16 protein-coding genes are annotated in these 22046 nt (G+C 41.7%); 7 read left to right on the forward strand and 9 right to left on the reverse strand.

The window, feature by feature from the left end:
* Positions 1 to 195: 195 nt before the first annotated feature.
* From Q5076_RS09925 to Q5076_RS09935, 3 genes are all read left to right on the forward strand, one after another.
* On the forward strand, positions 196 to 1104 hold the full coding sequence (locus tag Q5076_RS09925) for an LD-carboxypeptidase (protein ID WP_303012843.1): 909 nt from the start codon (positions 196 to 198) through the stop codon (positions 1102 to 1104).
* A 70-nt stretch (positions 1105 to 1174) separates the two neighbouring features.
* Positions 1175 to 2170: a M28 family peptidase gene (locus tag Q5076_RS09930; protein WP_303012844.1), complete on the forward strand. Its 996-nt coding sequence runs from the start codon at positions 1175 to 1177 to the stop codon at positions 2168 to 2170.
* 102 nt (positions 2171 to 2272) lie between these two features.
* Positions 2273 to 2698 (forward strand): SufE family protein, encoded by a 426-nt coding sequence (locus Q5076_RS09935; RefSeq protein WP_303012845.1) that lies wholly within the window; start codon positions 2273 to 2275, stop codon positions 2696 to 2698.
* A 13-nt stretch (positions 2699 to 2711) separates the two neighbouring features.
* Here the strand turns inward: Q5076_RS09935 and Q5076_RS09940 are convergent, their stop codons facing one another.
* The 5 genes from Q5076_RS09940 to Q5076_RS09960 all read right to left on the reverse strand — a co-directional run bounded on the left by Q5076_RS09940 (position 2712) and on the right by Q5076_RS09960 (position 9209).
* The gene (locus tag Q5076_RS09940; protein WP_303012846.1) at positions 2712 to 3491 is read right to left on the reverse strand and encodes a CPBP family intramembrane glutamic endopeptidase; all 780 of its coding nucleotides are present in this window, start codon (positions 3489 to 3491) and stop codon (positions 2712 to 2714) included.
* A 129-nt stretch (positions 3492 to 3620) separates the two neighbouring features.
* Entirely contained in the window at positions 3621 to 4616 is a 996-nt protein-coding gene (gene ribF, locus Q5076_RS09945) for a riboflavin biosynthesis protein RibF (protein WP_303012847.1), read from the reverse strand.
* 10 nt (positions 4617 to 4626) lie between these two features.
* Positions 4627 to 5250, reverse strand: a complete 624-nt coding sequence (locus Q5076_RS09950) for an HAD family phosphatase (RefSeq protein WP_303012849.1) — start codon at positions 5248 to 5250, stop codon at positions 4627 to 4629.
* Positions 5240 to 7942 (reverse strand): calcium-translocating P-type ATPase, PMCA-type, encoded by a 2703-nt coding sequence (locus Q5076_RS09955; RefSeq protein ID WP_303012850.1) that lies wholly within the window; start codon positions 7940 to 7942, stop codon positions 5240 to 5242. Before Q5076_RS09955 ends, Q5076_RS09950 begins: the two co-directional genes overlap by 11 nt.
* A gap of 91 nt (positions 7943 to 8033) precedes the next feature.
* On the reverse strand, positions 8034 to 9209 hold the full coding sequence (locus Q5076_RS09960; protein WP_303012896.1) for a sensor histidine kinase KdpD: 1176 nt from the start codon (positions 9207 to 9209) through the stop codon (positions 8034 to 8036).
* Positions 9210 to 9432: 223 nt separating this feature from the next.
* On the opposite strand from Q5076_RS09960, the gene rd reads away from it, so the two are divergent.
* The gene (gene rd, locus Q5076_RS09965; protein WP_303012852.1) at positions 9433 to 9597 is read left to right on the forward strand and encodes a rubredoxin; all 165 of its coding nucleotides are present in this window, start codon (positions 9433 to 9435) and stop codon (positions 9595 to 9597) included.
* Between the two features lie 204 nt (positions 9598 to 9801).
* Here the strand turns inward: rd and Q5076_RS09970 are convergent, their stop codons facing one another.
* Positions 9802 to 11499 carry a Na/Pi cotransporter family protein gene (locus tag Q5076_RS09970; RefSeq protein ID WP_303012853.1) on the reverse strand — a complete coding sequence of 566 codons (1698 nt, stop codon included), beginning with the start codon at positions 11497 to 11499 and terminating at the stop codon, positions 9802 to 9804.
* Between the two features lie 82 nt (positions 11500 to 11581).
* Here Q5076_RS09970 and Q5076_RS09975 point away from each other — a divergent pair, with 82 nt between their 5' ends.
* Both Q5076_RS09975 and Q5076_RS09980 read left to right on the forward strand, forming a co-directional pair.
* Positions 11582 to 13255, forward strand: a complete 1674-nt coding sequence (locus Q5076_RS09975) for a nucleoside kinase (protein ID WP_303012854.1) — start codon at positions 11582 to 11584, stop codon at positions 13253 to 13255.
* Positions 13256 to 13476: 221 nt separating this feature from the next.
* Entirely contained in the window at positions 13477 to 13875 is a 399-nt protein-coding gene (locus Q5076_RS09980; RefSeq protein WP_303012856.1) for a hypothetical protein, read from the forward strand.
* A gap of 81 nt (positions 13876 to 13956) precedes the next feature.
* On the opposite strand, the gene Q5076_RS09985 is transcribed toward Q5076_RS09980, so the two are convergent.
* The 3 genes from Q5076_RS09985 to Q5076_RS09995 form a co-directional block, all read right to left on the reverse strand.
* The gene (locus tag Q5076_RS09985) at positions 13957 to 15264 is read right to left on the reverse strand and encodes an acetylxylan esterase (RefSeq protein ID WP_303012858.1); all 1308 of its coding nucleotides are present in this window, start codon (positions 15262 to 15264) and stop codon (positions 13957 to 13959) included.
* Between the two features lie 216 nt (positions 15265 to 15480).
* The gene (locus Q5076_RS09990; RefSeq protein ID WP_303012859.1) at positions 15481 to 16854 is read right to left on the reverse strand and encodes an aminopeptidase P family protein; all 1374 of its coding nucleotides are present in this window, start codon (positions 16852 to 16854) and stop codon (positions 15481 to 15483) included.
* Between the two features lie 142 nt (positions 16855 to 16996).
* Positions 16997 to 17875 (reverse strand): carbon-nitrogen hydrolase family protein, encoded by an 879-nt coding sequence (locus Q5076_RS09995; protein WP_303012860.1) that lies wholly within the window; start codon positions 17873 to 17875, stop codon positions 16997 to 16999.
* Positions 17876 to 19102: 1227 nt separating this feature from the next.
* On the opposite strand from Q5076_RS09995, the gene Q5076_RS10000 reads away from it, so the two are divergent.
* Positions 19103 to 22036: a TonB-dependent receptor gene (locus Q5076_RS10000; protein WP_303012861.1), complete on the forward strand. Its 2934-nt coding sequence runs from the start codon at positions 19103 to 19105 to the stop codon at positions 22034 to 22036.
* The last annotated feature ends 10 nt before the right edge of the window (positions 22037 to 22046 follow it).

The following is a 22046-nucleotide window of genomic DNA, read 5'->3' on the forward strand; positions in this document are numbered from 1 at the left end:
ATAGGTTCCATAACGTTAGATTTTTAGCAAATATCAGAAAAATGATTGAAAAAATGACGATTGTAACTCGAAAAAATGCATCTGTTATGTAACATTTTGCTATATTTTATTTGTTTTTGTGAGCTGGTATGCATAGAATCGTTTTTTCGTGTATTTTTGCAAATAAAATCTGCGGATAAAATAGAAATAGATGTTATGGATATTCAATTTCCTCCTTTTTTACAAAAAGGTGATAAAGTCATTATCGTATCGCCTTCCAGTAAGATAGACAAATTGTTCTTGAAAGGTGCAAAGAAACGGCTCGAATCATGGGGTTTGAAGGTGGTAATGGGGAAGCATGCCGGAGGTGCGTCCGGAAGATATGCCGGAACGGTCAGGCAACGTTTGAAAGATTTGCAGGATGCGATGGACGATTCGAAGGCAAAGGCTATTTTATGCAGCCGTGGAGGATATGGAGCCGTACATTTGGTGGATAAACTTGATTTTACAGTTTTTTGCGAACATCCGAAATGGCTGATTGGCTTTAGTGATATCACTGCTTTGCATGGTTTGTTTCAGAAAAACGGATATGCTTCTCTGCACTCATTGATGGCACGGCATCTTACGGTGGAACCGGAAGATGATGTTTGTGCCGGTTATTTGAAAGATATGTTATTCGGAAACTTGCCTGTGTACACTTGTGAGAAGCATAAACTGAACAGGCGGGGAAGTACGCAGGGAATTTTACGCGGCGGGAATATGGCGGTGGCTTACGGTTTGCGCGGTACTCCCTATGATATTCCGGCGGAAGGGATTGTTTTGTTCATTGAGGATGTCAGTGAACGTCCGCATGCCGTTGAACGTATGATGTATAATCTGAAACTGGGAGGTGTGCTGGGGAAGTTGTCCGGACTGATTGTCGGGCAATTTACGGAGTATGAGGAAGACCGTTCGCTGGGTAAGGATTTGTATGCGGCTTTGGCGGATTTGGTGGCGGAATATGACTATCCGGTATGTTTTAATTTTCCGGTAGGGCATGTTACACGTAATTTCCCGTTGATTAGTGGCGCCCGGATAGAGCTTGTTGTCGGAAAGAAAAATGTGGAATTGAAGTTTATTTGTTAATAATCTATGTCATCTGGGTAATACTGTGACGAAAATGACTAATTTTGAGGCTTTAATGAATGAAAGGACGATGAAAAAGAAATCTATGATATCATTGGCAAGTGCCTTTTTATTGTTCTCGGCTTTTTCTTGCGGAGGAAGCAATAAGGCAAATAATACAAGTGAGCAACGTGAGAAAATTGTTGTGAACGTACCGCAGTTTGATGCGGACAGTGCTTATTTATATGTAAAGAAGCAGGTTGATTTCGGGCCCCGGGTTCCTAACACCAAGGAACATGTGGCTTGTGGCAATTATCTTGCGGAGCAATTGGAAGCTTTCGGTGCCCGGGTTACTAATCAATATGCGGATTTGATTGCTTATGACGGTGTGTTGTTGAAGGCAAGGAATATTATCGGTTCTTATAAACCGGAGTCTAAAAAAAGAATTGCTTTATTTGCGCACTGGGATACCCGTCCGTGGGCAGACAATGACCCTGATGTGAAAAATCATAAGACTCCTGTCTTAGGAGCGAATGACGGGGCTAGCGGTGTGGGAGTTTTGCTGGAAATAGCCCGTCTGGTGAATCGGCAGCAACCGGAACTGGGCATTGATATAATTTTCTTTGATGCGGAAGATTATGGCGCTCCGCAGTTTTACGAAGGCCAGCATAAAGAGGAATTCTGGTGTTTAGGGTCGCAGTACTGGGCGCGTAATCCTCATGTACAGGGGTATAATGCCCGTTTTGGAATTTTGCTGGATATGGTAGGCGGCGCGGGCAGTGTATTTATGAAGGAAGGATATTCTGAGGAATTTGCTCCGGATATCAATAAGAAGGTCTGGAAGGCTGCAAAAAAAACAGGCAACGGAAAGGTTTTCATGGATGGAAACGGCGGACTTGTTACGGATGACCATCTGTTTGTCAATCGTCTGGCTCGTATTAAGACGATTGATATCATACCGTATAATTCTGAAGGGGACTTTACTCCGACTTGGCATACTGTCAATGATAATATGGAGCATATAGACAGGAATACGCTGAAAGCTGTCGGACAGACGGTGTTGGAAGTCATCTATAATGAAAAATGATAATGGTAATGCGTCAATGTGCTGACTGCCCAATGAACCGATTGGACGGGAGCATGTTTTCCGGTACGTTGGTATATTGTCTAATTTAATAGTTATTTTATAATGTCAATTAATGAATTACAAGACGAAGTGATTGCTGAATTCAGTGATTTCGATGATTGGATGGATCGCTATCAGCTACTTATTGACTTGGGAAATGAGCAGGAACCGCTTGATGAGAAATATAAAACGGAACAGAATCTGATTGAAGGATGCCAAAGCAGGGTATGGCTTCAGGCGGATGATGTGGATGGAAAAATTGTGTTTAAAGCGGAAAGTGATGCTTTGATTGTAAAAGGAATTATCGCTTTGTTGATTAAAGTTCTTTCAGGGCATACTCCTGACGAAATATTGAATGCCGACCTTTATTTTATAGATAAGATTGGGTTAAAGGAACATCTGTCTCCTACACGTAGTAATGGGTTATTGTCTATGGTAAAGCAGATACGGATGTATGCGCTGGCGTTTAAAGCAAAAGAAGGGAAGTAAATGCTTCCCTTTTTTATTGTTGTTTTTTGGAAGTAATGCGGTTCATGCCTAGCAGAATGCCGGCAGATACAAGAATCGCACCCGATAAAACAACCGTATATGGTGTACTGTTAATCAAATCGTTCATACTTTCCACTTCGGGATATTTGATACTGAGATATACCGATAGAGAGTTGTTGAGTATATGCATCAGTATGCATGGTATCAGGCTACCGGTTTTATAGTAGCTCCATGCCAATAGAATACCGATTAGAAATGCCGGGAGTATCTGGACCGGATTGATGTGGAAGATGCCGAATAATAATGCTGAAATAAGAATCGCTTTAGTTGGATGATATTGTTGTAACAGTGCTTTGGTTATTGCTCCGCGGAACAATAATTCTTCAAGTACGGGACCTACGATGGCGATTGCCAGAATTCCTCCCCAACCGGATTGGAGGATATTGAAGGATTGTTCCATAAGGTTGGGAAGCCAATCCAGCAGGCTTGTTAATGAAGATACGACGAATCCGCATGTAAGGATTGCTATTGCGCTACAAAGCAGATAAGAGGCTGATACGGGTGACCATGATTCCTTTTTCATGCTGATGTAACCTGCTTTCCATAAATAAATGCCCATCATGATTTGGCCGGTTAATTGTGCCGGAATCATAATCATTTGTGTCAGACGGACTGCATCCGCATCACCTGTAGTTATAAATAAATAGACGGCACAGGGAATCATAATCAGGATGGGTGCGATAATCTGGGCGATGATAAGGTCTATTAATACTAGTTTGATAGCGGTTTTCATACCTTTTTTTCATTTGGTTGCGAAGAAATTGCAAATGAACATGGCTAACATGGAGATAGCAATTACTACGAGAGAGATGCTCATAAATGACTTTTGCATAAGAATCTATTTTTAGTTAGTTTCGGGTTATTAATTGAATGGTTCACCTGTCTGGAAATTGAGTTGTGACCGGTTCTTGCTGGCAAGAAGAATCGTTTCTGCCTCTTCGGCATCTTTATGGAGTTGGGTTATCAATTCATTGATACCGGAGAATTTCAGTTCAGGACGTGTCCGTTTTATCAGAGTGATCCGAATAAGTTTATTGTATATATCGGAGTGGAAATGAAGGATATTCACCTCTATGGTCCGGTTGGGACCGTTATCGATTGTCGGGCGGATACCTATATTCAACATTCCCATGTATGTTTTTTCATCCAGTGTTACCCATACGGCATATACGCCGTCAGCCGGAATGAGTTTATCCGGATTGTCTATGTTTAGGTTAGCAGTCGGAAATCCTATTTTTCGTCCTACCTGGTAGCCGCCTACGACTGTTCCGTCCAGAAAATAGTCATATTGCAGGCAACGGGCCGCTACCTCGACTTCTCCTTCGTGAAGAAGTTTACGAATCAAGGAGGAACTTATCGGAATGTTCCGGATGGTTTCTATTTCTATGCGGCCGGTATATGCTTGTGCACGGATTACTTCGATACCGATTTCTTTTCCGTAGCGTACGTAGTCTTCAAACCCTTCACTGCGGTTATGCCCGAAACGATGGTCGTAACCAATCACCAAACATTCTACCTGATAACGTTCTTTCAGCAATTTTGCCATGAATTCCCGCGCGGTCAGTTGTGAGATGTCCGGGGTGAAGTCAAGCATTAGGCAATAATCGACTCCCGTATCGGCAAGCAGGTTTATCTTTTCTTCCAAGGTGGTTAGAAGTTCTGGCCGATAGTCTGTATTCATGACTTTCCGAGGATGAACCGGAAAGGTGACTAGTGCAGAGTGCAGCCCTTTAACCGCCGCTATCTCTTTTACTTGCCGGATTAGATAGCGGTGTCCTGCATGTACCCCGTCGAAGAAGCCGATTGTGGCTACGCAGGGTTTGGGAACAATGGCTGTTGCATCACGTATTATCTGCATATCTATAAGCTTATTTGCCGACAAAGAGATGGCTCCAGTCTTCCCCGGCTTTTGCCGTGTAGGTAGAAATACCTAAATTCCGGGCGGCTTTACAGTTAATTTCGGAATCGTCGATGAATAGGGTCTCTTCCGGTTCGATTCCGGCATCTTCTAAAATTGTCTTGAATATCTCCGGATCCGGTTTTGCCATTTTCATTTCAAAGGAGAGGTAGGTTTTCTCAAAATAATCTTCTACTTTGAAAGTACGATAGGGAAATAGGTGTTCGCATGTCCATTTCCAGTGAATTTCATTGGTGTTGCTTAACAAATAAACTACGTATTTCTCTCGTAGTTTTAATAGTAGGTCGAGTTTGTATGCCGGTATATCTACCAGGAAGCTGTTCCAAGCAGTATCGATTTGTTCATCGCTTATCGGCTTATCCGTCATTTCACGGACCTTGTTACGGAATTCGGAAGAACTAATCAAACCTTTTTCCTGTTGCATCAGAATGCCGTTTGGGTTGGATATGTCTAATAACTCTCCGATATTCCGGAGTCCTAATTTCTGAAAATTTTCGACACAACACTGACGGTCGAGATTGATAAGTACTCCGCCTAAATCAATAAGAAGGTTTTTAATTCCTTTACTTTTCATTTCTTTCTCTTTTGTGACTCATACGTTGAATAAGGCGGACTAATTCCCCTATCCATAACACCATAGACGAGACGCCTGTGATGAGAAGCCAAGTTTGCCAGTCGAGCGGTTCTGTACGGAATACAGCTCCGCCGAATTGTACAATCAGGAATTGTCCGGCTAAGATAGCAAATACGATAAATTCCATGCCGTACGATTTGGAAAGTCCTTTAAATGCGGAATCGGTAGTTCCGAATACACGTGCGTTAAAAAGATTCCAGAATTGCAGCATGACGAAGAAGGTAAAAAAGATGGTAAGATTATGTATATCCATCCCTTGTTCGCTATGGTCGAAATAATAAATCATTCCGAGAAGTATTATCAGGAAAATGCTTCCTGTGCCTACTATATTGGACCACATCGCTTTACTGATGATGAAGTCGGTACTGCGGCGCGGTTTCTCAAGCATTACTGTTTCGCTAGGTGGAATAGAGGCCAGTGCCAGGGCGGCAAAAGTATCCATTATCAGATTGACCCATAACATTTGTGTTACGGTCAACGGGAGTTCCGTACCGATAACAGAACCCAGCAGGACGATAAGCAGCGCGACAAAGTTGATTGTTAATTGGAACACGATGAAACGCTGGATATTTTTATAAAGCGAACGTCCCCACATGACTGCGGTTCCGATGCTATTGAACGAGTCGTCAAGCAATGTTATGTCGCTGGCTTCTTTGGCGACGGAGGTCCCTGTCCCCATTGACAAACCTACTTGAGCATGGTTCAAGGCAGGGGCGTCGTTTGTTCCGTCTCCGGTTACGGCCACTACCGCTTCTTTTTTCTGGAGTAGTTGTACCAGGCGTTGCTTGTCTGTAGGACGGGCACGGGACATGATTTTCAGGTCCATAACTCTGTCGAGTGCTTCTTTGTCGCTGAGTTCGGCAAATGCAACGCCGGTGATTCGGTTCTTTTCGGTATCTGTTTCCGGATTCCAAAGACCTATCTGGCGTGCTATTTCGGTCGCTGTTCCCGGAGTGTCTCCGGTTACGATTTTTATATCAATGCCTGCCGATTGGCATTTGGCTACGGCAGCAGGTACGTCCGGGCGAATCGGGTCGGATATGGCAACGACTCCTAAGAAGTTCAAATCGTTTTTTGTTACCAGTTCCGTACAGTCGTCGGGGGCATCTTTTTCAACGATTTTAAATGCAAATCCGAGGGTACGCATTGCCATATTCTGGTAGTTCAACAATTGAGCTTCTACTGTTGAACGATATTCGACAGTGTCTACCTGTCTTCCGTCTAAGATGACTTCTTTGCATTTGCCTAAAACGATTTCGGGAGCTCCTTTGATATAAAGAATCTTTTTTCCGATTAATGGGGATTCTACAAGAGTAGCCATGAACTTACGTTCCGTGGAGAACGTCAACTGGTCGAGAACACGTGCGTTTTCACGGAGTTCCAAATAGTTCTTTCCCTGGCTGTTTAACCACAACAACAAAGCTACTTCTGTAGGGTTTCCTACTCCTTTGGGCTTTTCTCCGGTTTCTGTATTTTCGAGGAAAGCGGTTGAGTTGGCACTGATTCCTTCCGCAATCAGTGCGCTAATATCGTCGTCTGCCAGATTACGGCCGTCTTTGATTCCGTAGAAATTGGGTTCATGTACCTGCATCAGGTTTTGTGTCAGCGTACCGGTTTTATCCGTACAGATGACGGTGATGGCTCCCATCGTTTCGCAAGCATGCATTTTCCGTACCAGATTGTTAGTGGAAAGCATGCGACGCATATTTAATGCCAGACTGAGGGTGACACTCATCGGTAACCCTTCGGGAACGGCGACTACAATCAGGGTTACGGCCATCATGAAGTATTTGAGTGTCCGTTCAAATACCGGAAGCCATTCGTGCCAGCCGTTTAACGTACCGAAATCAAAGTATAACAGTACATCTTTGACAAAGAAAATGAGAAAAGCAAGACCGGCTACAGTAAAACCTATTTTCCCAATCAGGTTCGCAAGTTTTGTCAATTGTATGTTCAACGGAGTGGGTTCCATATTTTCTTCCGTGCTTTGACGGGCCACTTTTCCGATTTCCGTTGCGTCTCCTACATGCAGGACGCGCATGGTGCCATGTCCGTCAACGACTGTAGTGCCGCGCATTACCAGATTGGAGGCATAGGTGGCCTCTTCGTCGAAATCCGCTTTTACCGTCGTTTTGTTGATGATAGGTTCTCCTGTCAGGTTGGATTCGTTTACCTGCAGGGAGATAGCTTCTATCAATTCTCCGTCGGCGGGTATCTCTTCTCCTGTTTCCAGAATGATGATATCTCCTACCACTACGTCTTTACGGGGGATTTCCTGTACATGTCCGTTGCGAATTACTTTAACTAGGGTTTCTTCGTTAACGGCATTGAGCAAGTCGAATTTTTTATTGGCATCATATTCGAAAAAGAAGCCGATGCCTGTAGCCAATAGAATAGCGGCTATGATACCTATGGTTTCGGCATATTCATTTTCAATGATAGAAATGATTAGTGAAAATATTGCTGCGATTAGCAGGACACGTACAACCGGGTCTTCAAATTTTTCAAGATACAGTTTCCATAAAGAAGGACGTTTGGGAGGTGTCAATAGGTTCACACCGTTTTTCTCCCTGCTTTGCAGGACTTCATTGTCGGTAAGTCCTAAGTGATAATCATTTTTATTTGTACTCATGCAGATACATGCGTTTAGTTTACTCTTTGCAAAGGTACAATATATAATCGTGATATATATTTAATTAAAATTTTTTATGAAGTTGATTTTCTTATGTGGGTTTCCCGCATGAAATATAGGGGATTGTAAACCAGAATGTAGATCCTTTTCCTTCTGTAGAATCCGCTCCGATTCGCCCGTTTAGTCTGGTTACGATTGCTTGGGAAATCGAGAGTCCCAGTCCGGCACCTTTTTTGTCTTTATTCAACTTTACAAAGCGTCCGAATATTTCCGGTAATTTTTCTGCAGGTATTCCTATGCCGGTATCTTTCACATAAAAGTAAAGTTCGGTCTCTCTGGCTTCGTAACCGACACGTATGCTGCCTTCTCTGGTAAATTTGATGGCATTGGTTATAAAGTTGGAGATTACTTGTGCAACCCGGTTACGGTCGGTTTGTATGAGGCAGGAGGGAAGTGAAGGTTCTGATATGATCCGTACCTTTGTCCCGGCGTCGTTTGCTTTCATCTGAAAGAATTGTTGTAAATCGGATAACAATAAATTGATGTCGACCGTTGAATATACAAATTCCAAAATTCCGGCTTCTATTTTGGACATGTCGAGGATGTCATTGACTAATTGCATCAAAAGGTCGGCATTCATTCTGATAATTTCCTGGTATTGCGCTTTCTCTTCTTCCGTGTTTGCGCTGGCGAGTATTTCTGCAAATCCGGTAATTGCATTCAAGGGGGTACGGATTTCATGACTCATATTTGCTAAAAATACTGATTTTGAGAGATTCGCTTTCTCTGCTTTTTCTTTGGCTGATTTTAGCTCTCTTTCAATCTTTTTCTGGCGGGTAATGTCATGTACGGTGAGGACCATGTTCTCTTTTTCATTAAGGGAGAAGTAGGAGCCGGATATGACGGCGTTGCATTCAATGGTATTTTTGTCTGAAGTAACAACGGATAGTGTCGCTTCAAGGTCCGTGAAGCCTTTCTTTTGTTCGAATGCCTGATGTATGGCTATCCGTATGGGACAGGAATTACAGTAAATGTGTGTTCCGCAGCCTCCTTCGGAAGACAATGCATTACGGCATTGCAATAAATCACCCACTCTTTTTTCTTCTGTTTCCTTTCTTGTACCGGTCTTTTGATAATAGTTGGTCTTTAAGACCTTGAAATCATTGTCTATTAATAGGATAAAAGCATGTACGTTTTTTAGGATAGCGCTGGCGATATGATTGGTGTGCTTTAATTTGTTTGATTCTTCCAATAATCGTTGTTGTATCCGACGAGATTTTTTACGTTCCCGTAAGAAACAGGTTAGCAGGATAGTACATAAGATGACGGATATCGATAGTAATGCAATTAACATGGTGTAATATTGTTGTTTCAGTTTGGTTAATATGATTACAAAGATAATTTTTTTCTCTAAGTATAGAAAAAGTATTGAACAAATATCGGGCTATTTATGTTATACTATTAAGAAAACCAATAAAAATACGAACGTTATGAAGAAGTACATTTGCATGGTCTGTGAGTATATTTACGACCCTGAATTAGGAGATCCGGAAAGCGGTATTGAACCGGGAACTGCATTTGAAGATATTCCGGACGATTGGACCTGTCCGTTATGCGGAGTAGGAAAAGAAGATTTTGAACCGTACGAAGGATAAAGACAGAAAGGAAATTTATTTAAAGGGAAAAAAGCGGCCGGATGCGATTATGTATGTGTCCGGCCTTTTTATTATCTTGTTATTTCTTATCAATAAGGACTCCCCTTTCCTGCACAAGAGAAAGGGGAGTCCGGATGTCTGTCGATAGGGTGGAAATCGGCGTTTTTTATCGAGTGTACTTCTGTGTTGTTTCTCGTTTCAGTTTCAAGAAGCTTTCTTTTCTTTTACATCACTACTTGCTTCTACTACATTGACTACATAATCGCCCAATTTCTCGCATTCAGCGATAATATCCATATAATAGACTCCCATCTGATAATCATATTCTTTGTTATTTACGTCCAGGATATTCTGATTTTTCAGTTGGTTACGGTAGTTGTTGATTTCATTTTCAATGTTGAAGGACTTATTGATGTCAATACTTTGATGCTCCGTTTTTTCTACCACTATAATCATTTGCGCGAGGGCATCGTTGGTAAGTTTCATCATGAAGTGAATGTGTTCGTATTGTTTCTCGGTAAATTCTTGATTCGTCTGGCGTTTCCGGTTAATGGTACGGGCCAGGTTATAACAACTGTCACCGATGCTTTCAATCTCTGTAACTTCACGCAACATGGCGCGTATTTGCAGTTTGCTTTCGGAACTTAGGCGGCCTTCGGATACTTGGTTCAGATAGTTTGCGATTTCCAACTCCATATTGTCGCTGATATTTTCATACTTCTCTATCCGGCTGAATAGTTTGTTGAAATCATCGTCCTTTTCCGTGTGTAACAAATCTTGTACCATGCCGAACATGCGATGGGTACGTTCTGCAAAAAGGTGGATTTCCTTACGTGCCTGCAGGATGGAAAGTTCTGCGGTAGAGAGCATGCCGCCGGTGATAAAACGCAGTCTCGGTTCTTCGTCTTCTTCTTTCGGATGAATCAGGGCGCATACGGTACGTTCTATCAATTTTACTCCCCAGATTAAAACACATACGTTGCAGATATTGAAAATGGAGTGGAAAGCGGACAGTTTGTATGAAATGGCTACTTCCGGGTTGTTTGTATGGAAGAAGGTGTCTACTACCCAATTGACAAATTGCATGAAAGGATGGAAAATTATCAATACCCAGATGACGCCGAATACGTTGAATACAAAGTGGGCTAATGCGGCCCGTTTGGCTTGGGTGTTGGCTGTAAGTGCGGCAAGGTTGGCCGTGATGGTGGTTCCGATATTTTCACCGAGCACGAGTGCGGCTCCGAGTTCCAGACTGATCCAGCCGTTGGCGCACATGATTAACGTAATAGCCATGGTGGCTGCCGATGCCTGTACAATCATGGTTAATATGGTACCGATAAACAGGAACAGGAGGATAGAGAAAAATCCCATGTCCGTATAATTCTGTACGAAAGCGAGCATTTCCGGATTGGCATTCAGGTCGGGGGCATTCTCTTTCAGGTAAGAGAGGCCCATGAAAAGGAAGGAGAAACCGAAAATAAATTCACCGATGGATTTACGGTTGCTTTTACCGGAAAAGATGAGCGGGAGAGCGATAGCGAGGAGAGGAAGGGCAAAAGCGGCCATGTCGACCTTAAATCCGAAAATGGAAATAATCCAGGCTGTTACCGTAGTACCGATATTGGCACCCATGATGACACTGATGGATTCGGCAAGTGTAAGCAGTCCGGCATTGACAAAACTGACGACCATTACCGTTGTTGCTGAAGAGGATTGGATAAGGGCTGTAATTAACACGCCTGTCAATACACCTGTTACCCGGTTCGTTGTCATTGCCGTCAAGATGCTTCGTAGTCTGTCACCTGCGACCTTTTGCAAGCCCTCGCTCATTATTTTCATCCCGTATAGGAAGAGCCCTAATGAACCAATGAGCTTTAAAAAATCATAAAAAGAATATTCCATCTATAATATTTTTAATGGTTATTTGTTCTCAATCTGATTATAAGTATATTAGTCCCAAATTATTCACCTTTTAACGAACTCGATGAAACAGATGTTACAAATATGTTGCAAAAATAACAATAATTCCAAAGAATTCCCTATCGGAAGCTCACTTTTGGATATTTATTACGGTTTTAATCTTAATTTTCCTTATCAGGTAGTAAGCGCTAAGGTGAACAACCGTTCTGAAGGGTTGAATTTCAGGGTCTATAATAATAAGGATGTCGAGTTTTTGGATGTGAGGGACCAGTCCGGTATGCGTACTTATGTCCGTTCGCTTTGTTTTGTTTTGTTTAAGGCTGTCACGGAACTGTTTCCCGATGGAAAATTATTTGTCGAGCATCCTGTGTCGAAGGGGTATTTTTGCAATTTGCGTATCGGACGTCCTGTCGGATTGGAGGATGTGACACGTATCAAGCAGCGGATGCAGGAAATCATTGCGGAAGATATTCCTTATCACCGCATTGAGTGCCATACTGCCGAGGCCGTACGTGTTTTCAGTGAACGAGGGATGGATGATAAGGTGAGGCTGCTCGAAACTTCCGGTTCTCTTTATACCTATTATTATACATTGGGCGATACTGTCGATTATTATTATGGCAATCTGTTGCCGAGTACCGGCTATCTTAAATTGTTTGATATCGTGAAGTATTACGACGGATTGCTGTTGCGTATTCCCAGCAGGGAAAATCCAGAAGTCCTGGAAGATGTTGTCAAACAGGAAAAAATGTTGGATGTTTTTAAGGAATACCTGAACTGGAGTTATATCATGGGGCTCAATAATGCCGGGGATTTCAATCTTGCATGTGAAAAAGGACATGCTACGGATTTGATTAATGTCGCGGAGGCGTTGCAGGAAAAGAAGATAGCTCAGATTGCAGATACTATTTATCATCGTGGTGAGAATGGTGGCCGAGTGAAGCTGGTATTGATTGCCGGACCGTCTTCTTCCGGTAAGACTACTTTCAGCAAAAGGCTTTCCATTCAGTTGATGACAAACGGACTGAAACCTTTTCCAATTTCTCTGGATAATTATTTTGTAGACCGTGAAGATACTCCTTTGGATGAAAACGGGAACTATGATTATGAATCGCTTTACGCACTTGACCTGGATTTGTTCAATCGGCAGTTGGAAGCTTTGCTTCGAGGCGAAGAAGTGGAACTTCCCCGTTTTAACTTTGCTATCGGCAAAAAGGAGTTTAAGGGAGATAAACTGAAAATTGAAGACAATACAATCCTGATATTGGAGGGAATCCATGCCTTGAATCCTGAATTGACGCCTCATATACCAACTGAACGTAAGTTCAAGATTTATGTGTCTGCATTGACAACTATCTCTTTAGATGACCATAATTGGATTCCGACTACCGATAACCGTTTGCTGCGCCGTATTATCCGCGATTTTAACTATCGGGGATATTCTGCCCGTGAAACGATTTCCCGTTGGCCTAGCGTACGTGCAGGTGAAGATAAATGGATATTTCCTTATCAGGAAAATGCAGATGTAATGTTTAATTCAGCCCTTCTTTTTGAATTTGCCGTGCTTCGTCTACATGCAGAGCCTATATTGATGGGAGTTCCGCGTAATTGTCCGGAATATTGTGAGGCTTACCGCTTATTGAAATTTATTAAATATTTTACTCCTGTACAAGATAAGGAAATACCGCCTACTTCCTTGCTTCGCGAATTTTTAGGTGGGAGTAGTTTTAAATATTAGGCAGTAAAATTAGGATATATTCATTTTTTCAACTTACTTTGCATAATCATGTGATTTATTTATTGCAGTTGAACTAGTAAAAAAACAAAACGACAACGAGGGTTATTATTTGTAATTCCAAAAATAGGAAAGCCAATATCTGTTATATGATACTTAAAAAAATGAACCTTTAGTTATTCATACTGTTATGAGGATATTACATACAACAAAAAAGTGGATATATGATTTTTTATAATAATCTTTTGGCTAAATGGTTCTTGGGAAAGAAGAAACACTATTTTATGTTAGGCGGTCTCTTTTTCACCCGGTATAAATATTTGGAAGTTTGGGAAGACATGGAATTGAGAATTCATGCAAGACAATATTGGGAATGTTTCTTTTTGGCTTTGATTCCGGCACTGATTCTGTCTTTATGGCTTTCATGGTGGTGGATGTTACTTCCTTTTCTGACTTATAATATACTTTACTGGCTGGAGAAAGTATTCCGTACTCATTCAGTTTTCAATTGGGAAGCGATGGAAAACTGTGGGGATGCTCTTTATCTGAGAAAAAGAAAAGCCTATGCATGGATGAAATGGTATGGAAGGAAAACGTTGCCTTTATCCGATTGGGATGAATAGGGAGCTTGTGACCGAGTATTGCAAAGCCTCACAATATCCGGATAACCCGAAATCTGAATCTGGTGGGGCTTTGCAATAAAATTACTTCAAATGTTTCTTTATCCAGAGTAAATGTCCGTATTCTGTATCATCGGAAGTCCAATGTTCGTTAATTGGCGTAATTAATGCTTCTTTGGGACAATTCAACACATTATAGACTATATAGCTGGTTGTCGGTGGGCAAACATTATCATTGAATCCCCATGTCATATAAGTGTTTGCCTGAATTAGTTTTGCGAAGTTCACTACATCGTAATAGGACATGATTCTTATTTTCTCCGGAGTATCCATATCTGCAGAGTTTCTGAAAAAATGGGGATAACCTCCCGCCCGGCCTGCTTTGTAACCTGCCATGTCGCTTAAAGCGGGGTGATTGGCGACACAGGCGGTAACCCGTTGGTCCAATCCGGCGGTAATCAAGGCCAATGCGCCTCCTTGACTTCCACCTTGTACTATGACATTTTTACCGTCCCATTCCGGTAAGGAAACCAGTAAGTCGATACTGCGGACACAGGCCAGATATACCCGTTTCATGTAGTAATTGTCGCGGCTGTCCAGGCCATTGGCCAGGTAACCGTTTTCTTTACCATTAAAAGCGTTGCTGATTTCTTTGAATTCCTGTTCACTCATTTCCGGATGAAGGCCGTGTATCTCAATTTCAAAGCGGATATAACCCTGTTCTGCATAGTATTTATGCCGAAGAGGTTCTTTGATTGTTTTGATTCCTGCTCCCGGAGGGCATAGTACGACGGGAAATTTTCCTTTTTTCTTAGGATAGAATAGGTATCCGTATATACATTGTCCGTGTTTGTTTAATTGTAGTTTTATGAGGTAACAGTCCATCCGGTCTGTCGAATATTTTTCGATGTGCTTTTTAGTGTAAGTTAATGGAAATTGTGCTTGTTCATTTTTTGCCCTTTCCCAGAAATTTTTGAAATCGGCCGGCATTGTGGTATAAGGACGAAGTTTTTCCGGAGAAAAGCCTACTTTGATATGATGTGAATAGTTTTTTCCATCTACGGCCACTTTTAAACGGCAATCCCGGAATCCCGGTTTTTCCATTGTTCCTATGGGGATTTTTGCCTTTCCGTTTTTTAATACAACACTGCCTTGAGTGTCGGCCGGCATCATGTCATTACCTATTTCGTAAGAAACAGTCAAATTATTGCCGGGAATACCGTATTTGTAAAATTGTACTTCTACGGTTGCTTTTTCTCCTATCTCATACAGCCAGCCGGCATGGTCGGGGACGGTAACCCAGAGGATATCACTTCTATAAGGGTAGTTCTCTGCTATGGCAACTGATAAAGTTAATGATAATAGCCATAACGATAAAAGTAGTTTTTTCATGGTGTCATTTCTTTTTTATTATTTACAATTTCAGTTTTTAATCTAATTGCAATATTACATAAGATTTGACAGATATAGGGTAGAAAAAATGTGATATTAGATGGATTATTTGACATATCGGTGAAAAAACAACGGAAGTTTCTTCTTTGTGGTGAAAAAACTTCCGTTGTTTGCAGGAAAGTTGACTTTCTTTTTTAGTTTCGGTCAATTTCCGATTTATCTTAATGCCTCTACTTCTTCAGGGGTAAGGGGAATCTTTTTTCCCAGTCTGCGGGCTCCTGTTTCTGTAATCAGGTAGTCTTCTTCATTCCGGATACCTCCAAAATCTTTATAGGTTTCTACTTTCTCATAATTGATAAAGTCAGCAAATTTCTTTTCTGCTTTCCACATATCTATCAGTTCCGGAATAAAATATATACCTGGTTCTACCGTATGTACAAATCCCGGTTCCAATGGAATGGCAAGTCGTTGTGATTTACGGCCGAACTGTGTACTTTTCGGTTGCCCGTTGTAGCCTACCCAAATTTCTCCCAGATTTTCCATATCATGGACGTCCAGTCCCATCATGTGGCCTAATCCGTGCGGATAAAACAGAGCGTGGGCGCCTTCACGCACAGCGTCTTCCGTATTTCCTTTCATTAGTCCGAGGGTCTTCATTCCTTCCACCATTACCTGGGCTGACAACTCGTAAACCTCCATGTACGGAATTCCCGGTCGAAGGGCTTTCACCGATTCCAGATGCATGGCATTTTGGATTTCGTAAATTTCCCGTTGGCGAGTCGTGAATTTCTTATCGGCAGGGATAGTAGACGACATGTCTCCGGCATATCCTGATTCAATTTCCGCACCGGCATCGATTAAAAACAAATCACCCGGTTTTACCAGATTACCGTGATAGTGATTGTGCAATGTCTGTCCGTTAATTGTCGCGATAATGGCAAAAGAAAGCTCGCAGTTGTTGGATTCCGCTACCCGGTTCATTTCCGCTACCACTTCATACTCATACATGCCCGGACGGAGTATTTTCATGGCTGTGATGTGCATGTCGGCAGTCACGTCACAAGCTTTTTCTATTTCCGCTATTTCTTCTGCAGATTTGTAGTTCCGTTGAGCTACTATGGCGCGGATAAAAGGTATGGAACCTTCCTGCTGTGCGGGTGGGACACCCAGCCAATCCATCAGTTTCAGTTTATGTTCGGGACGATAAGGAGGCAAGTAATGGATTGCTTGTCCTTTTTGCACGCATTTATGCAGATAGTCGGAAATCTTGGCGGAAGGCATTGTTGTTTTTATTCCCACACGTTCGCATTTTTCGTGCAATGTGGGTTGTGCCCCCATCCATACGATAGCGTCGATAGATAACTCATCGCCGAAAATGATTTCTTTATCTTCGTCAATATCAATAACTGCCGAGAGTCCGGCGCATGAAAGTCCGAAATAATAAAGGAATGTTGAATCCTGCCGATAACGAAAGGTGTTGTCTTCATAGTTCAGTCCGCACTCATCATTTCCGAGAAATAACAAAACTCCCGAGCCTAACTTCTTTTTTAGCAGGGCTCTGCGCTGCATATACGTTTCTTTGGCAAACATACTGTCCTATTTTAAAGTTCACCTTGCAAAGATAACAATAAATCTGAAAGGTTAAATAAATAAAGGCAGATAGTATGCCTGGAATTGACCTCTTGTCGGAAATGGTGTAATTGTCGTTTCATATATCATTAATTGTCAAAAACTATTTTCTGTAATCGCTTCTGATAAATGGTTCTTCTATGTTTTCTTCAACGAGCAATTTGTATTTCTGCGGATGCCGATAGGTGTTTCCGTGTACTTCGTATGCCCTGTATTCCCTGAGTTTTTCGATGGGGAAATTCACGATGCAGATCTCTTCATCTTCTCCGCCTTCAAAAATAGACATGTCTCTTGAACCCCTACCGTCCGGATGGTAAGCAATACCGTCAAATGCACACGAGCGCCCATTGCAATCAAGCGTGTTTTTAGGGTAATTGGCAGTCGCAATGCCGACCATATTTTCATAAGCACGTGTACGGAGCTGCGAGAATCTGTTAATTTCAATAGGGCAAGCATTAGGGACTAAAATGATTTCAGCTCCTTTCAACATGAGTATTCTTGCACTTTCCGGAAATTCCCTGTCGTAACAAATCATTGCTCCGATTTTTACGTAACCCTGTGCCGTATTCAGGTTTGCGACATAAAAATCTTCTCCGGCAGTCAATCTGTATTCATCTCCAAAGTCGCAAGTATGGATTTTTGCATAGGTGAGCACAATGTTCCCGAAACGGTCAATCAGGCAAAGTGTATTTCGCGGAGACGGTTCGTATTGTTCAAGAAATGTTATTCCGATAGCCATCTGTAATTTCTCGGCAAGTTTACGAAATGAATTGATGAACGGACTGCCGATTGCTATTGCACTTGTTTTTAATTTATCGAAAGTCTTGGGGATTTCGTATCCGATACTCCACATCTCCGGAAATAATGCAATATCAGCACCTGCGTCTTTTGCCTTTTTGCAATATTCCATTCCCTTTTTTAGATTATTGTCTAATGAACCATCAGGTAGGATTTGCAACAAAGCTACTTTTAGATTTTTCATTATGGAACTCTTAGGGTTTTATAGTTTCGTACTTATGTTTTTAGTAATCAGAGCACAAATATAATAAAAGTGCGGTTTACCGTTTGTGGTGAACTGTATTTTATTCTATTTCTGATATTGCTCGGATATATATGTTCAATGAATAAAAGGTAAAAAAGAAATAATAGTAAATACTGGAATTAGGATAGAGCAGTTCAATTGATATATATAATAGGTGCAGATTCTTTTATTGTACTGAGGACGTGCGAACTTAATATTGTGTCCAAAACATGGAGAAGTGCATAATTATAAGGAAGATGGATGTTAACTGCGAGAGGAGTTTTTTCTCTTTCGGGAGGCTGGAATATCTGGGGACAAGGACAAATGTTTCTATGTAAATAAACTCCTCTTTTAGTGTGTATAATGTTTATTTTTTAATTAGGTAATTTTATATTACTTAATGTTTGCTTTTATAAGTCGTTTTCTATCTATCGGGGATAGAGAGGCTTCGTTTTATTTTCCAACAAATGATTCCTTTAAATCATTTTTTCAATAATGAAAAAGGTGTATGGCCTTGATTAACAGGATGGAGGATATTTACCTTATTCTTTTTCTTTCCCGTATCTTTTGTTTCTTGTTGTTTCTAAAGGAAGAGAGTTATTCGTTTCACTAATTCCTGTAGGGAAAGAATGTTCTGATAGTGTCTATATAAAGGGAAATTGCTAGTTCCTTTATTGAGTATTTGCCGAAATAGGGGAGAAGTATTATCGGAATTTTCAAATGATTCATAAGCGGAAGGATATATTTGTCGAAATACTTTTGCATGTGTCTGCCGCTGGGGGAAGAATGTCCATGACGAATGATTGCGATTCGCTTTAATTCTGATTTCAAAGCTTCTTTCTTTAAATAACATTTTCAAATTATCTTATTTTTTTAGAAAGTAAAATATGTTAATAATTATATTCTCCTTGAATAATATATTTATACACTTCAACTATTTAATGTAATTTTATAATACCTTTGCAACGTTTTGTTATATAAATAGAGTAAACGCTTAATATTTTGTCACTATAATGGTTATAAACTATTTCATACAGCATAATCTTCCCAGTTTGAGAATGGTTCGGCGGAATATAAAATCCAGAGATACATTTTAATTTTATATAATTTTCTATTTCACTCTAACAGAGGCCCGACTGGTATGGGCCTCACATTATTTATTTATCATATTTATATTAAACCTGAAAGATGAAAGGCTTATTTTTGGGAGTAGTCTTTGGGGCAATATTCGGTATCCAGTCAGCTTTAGCTCAAGGTTTCTTAGTCAAAGGAAAGGTGGTTTCCAAAGCTGGAAACGAACCGCTGATTGGCGTATCGATTTTGCAGAAAGGGACTACAAATGGAGTAATTACCGATATAGACGGTAATTACCTGATTCAAATTCAAGGTGACAATGGCATTTTGAGTTTTTCGTATGTAGGTATGCAGTCGCAGGAGTTTAAAGTGACCTCGCAGACTGGTGTATTGAATGTTACCATGCAGGATGATTCTCAACTGGTTGACGAGGTTGTTGTGGTTGCGTATGGTGTCCGTAAAAAAGGGACTATCGCCGGTTCTGTGGGAACGGTAAAATCTGAAAAGTTGGAGAGTGTTCCGACTGCCGGTTTTGATCAGGCGTTGCAAGGACAGACTCCGGGGTTGACCGTTGTGTCTGGTTCCGGTGAACCTAGTAAGGCTGCCACCTTCCAGATTCGTGGAACGAATTCCATCAATTCGGGTACTTCACCTTTATTTATATTGGATGGAGTTCCTATTTCCAGTTCGGATTTCAATGCAATCAGTCCTAGTGATATCGAATCTATTTCTGTTTTAAAAGATGCTTCGTCTACCTCTATTTATGGTGCCCGTGCCGCTAATGGGGTAGTGGTTATTACTACTAAACGGGGACGTAGCACGGACGCGGCAAGGGTAACTTTGCGTGCCCAATGGGGGGTCTCCCAGTTGACCGGCAATGACTGGAATGTAATGAATACTGCGGAACGTATTCAGTATGAAAAAGAAATAGGTTTGGATGCGGGTGATGATTATTATAATAAGGTGAGAAATACGGATGTTAATTGGCGGGATGCTGTTTATGACGACAGTGCTCCTTTGCAAAGCTATGAACTTTCCGTTAGCGGCGCTACGGATAAAACCAATTATTTTGTATCCGGCGGCTTTTTCGACCAGGATGGAATTACCACCGGGTCGGATTTCCGTCGTTACAACATTCGTGCCAATGTAGAAAACCGTGCAAAGGAATGGTTGAAATTGGGAACCAATACGATGTTGGCTTATGAAGAAATCGAACAGGCTATGGATGGTTCTTATATGCTTTACACGCCGATTATAGCTTCCCGTTTCATGCTCCCGTATTGGAATCCTTATAAGGAAGACGGTTCATTGGCGTCCGAAACTAAAGGTGAATGGACCGGGACAGGACAGAATCCGATAGAATGGATGGAGAATAATCCGCAAACACATCAGAAATATAAAGTTATCTCTACCGTGTATGCAGAGGTAACCCCTATTGAGGGGTTGACAATCCGTTCTCAGTTTGGAGCGGATTATTCACACTCAAGCAGCTTTATGCAATCTTTTCCCAGCTATATAATCAATAATAATTCCGGTTCGGCAGGGCGTGCGTCGGCAAATATATTAAACCTTACGGTTACCAATACTGTAAACTATCGTTTCGATGTAGACCAGGCCCATAATTTCAATTTCATGGTTGGACAAGAAGGTGTCGATTACCGTTCCGACGGTTTTCAGGTGATAACAGCCGGCCAGAATAACGACAAGTTAACCAATGTCTTGTCCGGCACGCGGGCTACGAGTTGGAGTGATAATACGACAAGCTACGGCTATTTGTCTTTCTTCGGGCGCGGCGAATATAACTATGCAGACCGTTATTATGCGGATTTTTCTTTGCGTACCGATGCTTCCTCACGTTTCGGCGAGCAAGGGCGTTGGGCTACATTCTGGTCTGTCGGCTTGATGTGGAATTTGCGCCGGGAGGCTTTTATGGAACAATATAAGTGGCTTACCAATGCGCAGATAACATTCAGTACCGGAACTTCCGGTAATTCTTCGATACCGGATTATGATCATCTGGCATTGGTGTCCGGCGGTGTAAATTATATAGGTGAGGCCGGAATTGCTCCCCTCCAACGTGGTAATGAGCAACTAGGATGGGAAAAGCTGTGGACCACGAACATCGGTATCCGTTTGGGTTTTTGGAACCGTTTGAATTTCAGTGCGGAATTTTATAACAAGAAGACTACCAATATGTTGATGGAAGTACCTGAAAGTTATGCCAATGGCGGCTATGGCTCTCGCTGGGATAATGTCGGGGTGATGGTGAACCGCGGTATTGAGTTGTCTATGGATGCCGATGTCATTCGGACAAAAGATTTTGTCTGGAATGTAAACCTGAATGCTTCTTACAATAAGAATAAGCTGTTGGAGTTGTATAACGGTGTTGATGAGTACACGGTCAGCACTACGGCAATCAAGCTGGAAGTAGGACATCCGGTGACGGAATTTTATCTTCCCCGTTATGCCGGAGTGAATCCGGCAAACGGTGATGCGCTCTGGTACACTGCTGACGGAGAAATAACTAACGAGTTCAGCGAGGACTATAAAGTAATGACAGGAAAGAGCTTTATGGCGCCTTGGCAAGGAGGTTTTGGGACCACATTATCTTGGAAAGGAGTGTCATTGTCGGCACAATTCAGTTGGATGGCCGACCGTTGGATATTTAATAACGACCGTTTGATGGAAGAGAGTAACGGGTTGTACACGGGCTATAACCAATCCAAGCGTTTGCTGTATGACCGTTGGAAAAAACCGGGAGATATAACGGATATTCCCCGTCATGGTATTACTCCGCAATTTGACACCCGTTTTCTTGAAGATGCGTCTTTTTTACGTTTGAAAAACCTGATGATTGGTTATTCATTCCCCAAGAAGTGGATGGATAAGACACGCTTCTTCAGTATGGCACGTGTATATGTACAAGGACAGAACCTGCTGACTTTTACTAAGTTTACAGGACTTGATCCGGAAACGAACAGTAACCTGTACCAGGCACAATATCCGATGACGCGCCAGTTTTCCATAGGTATGGAATTAAATTTCTAATATGCTAAGT

Origin of the sequence: uncultured Bacteroides sp., from assembly GCF_958445495.1 — a bacterium.
Taxonomy (GTDB): domain Bacteria; phylum Bacteroidota; class Bacteroidia; order Bacteroidales; family Bacteroidaceae; genus Bacteroides.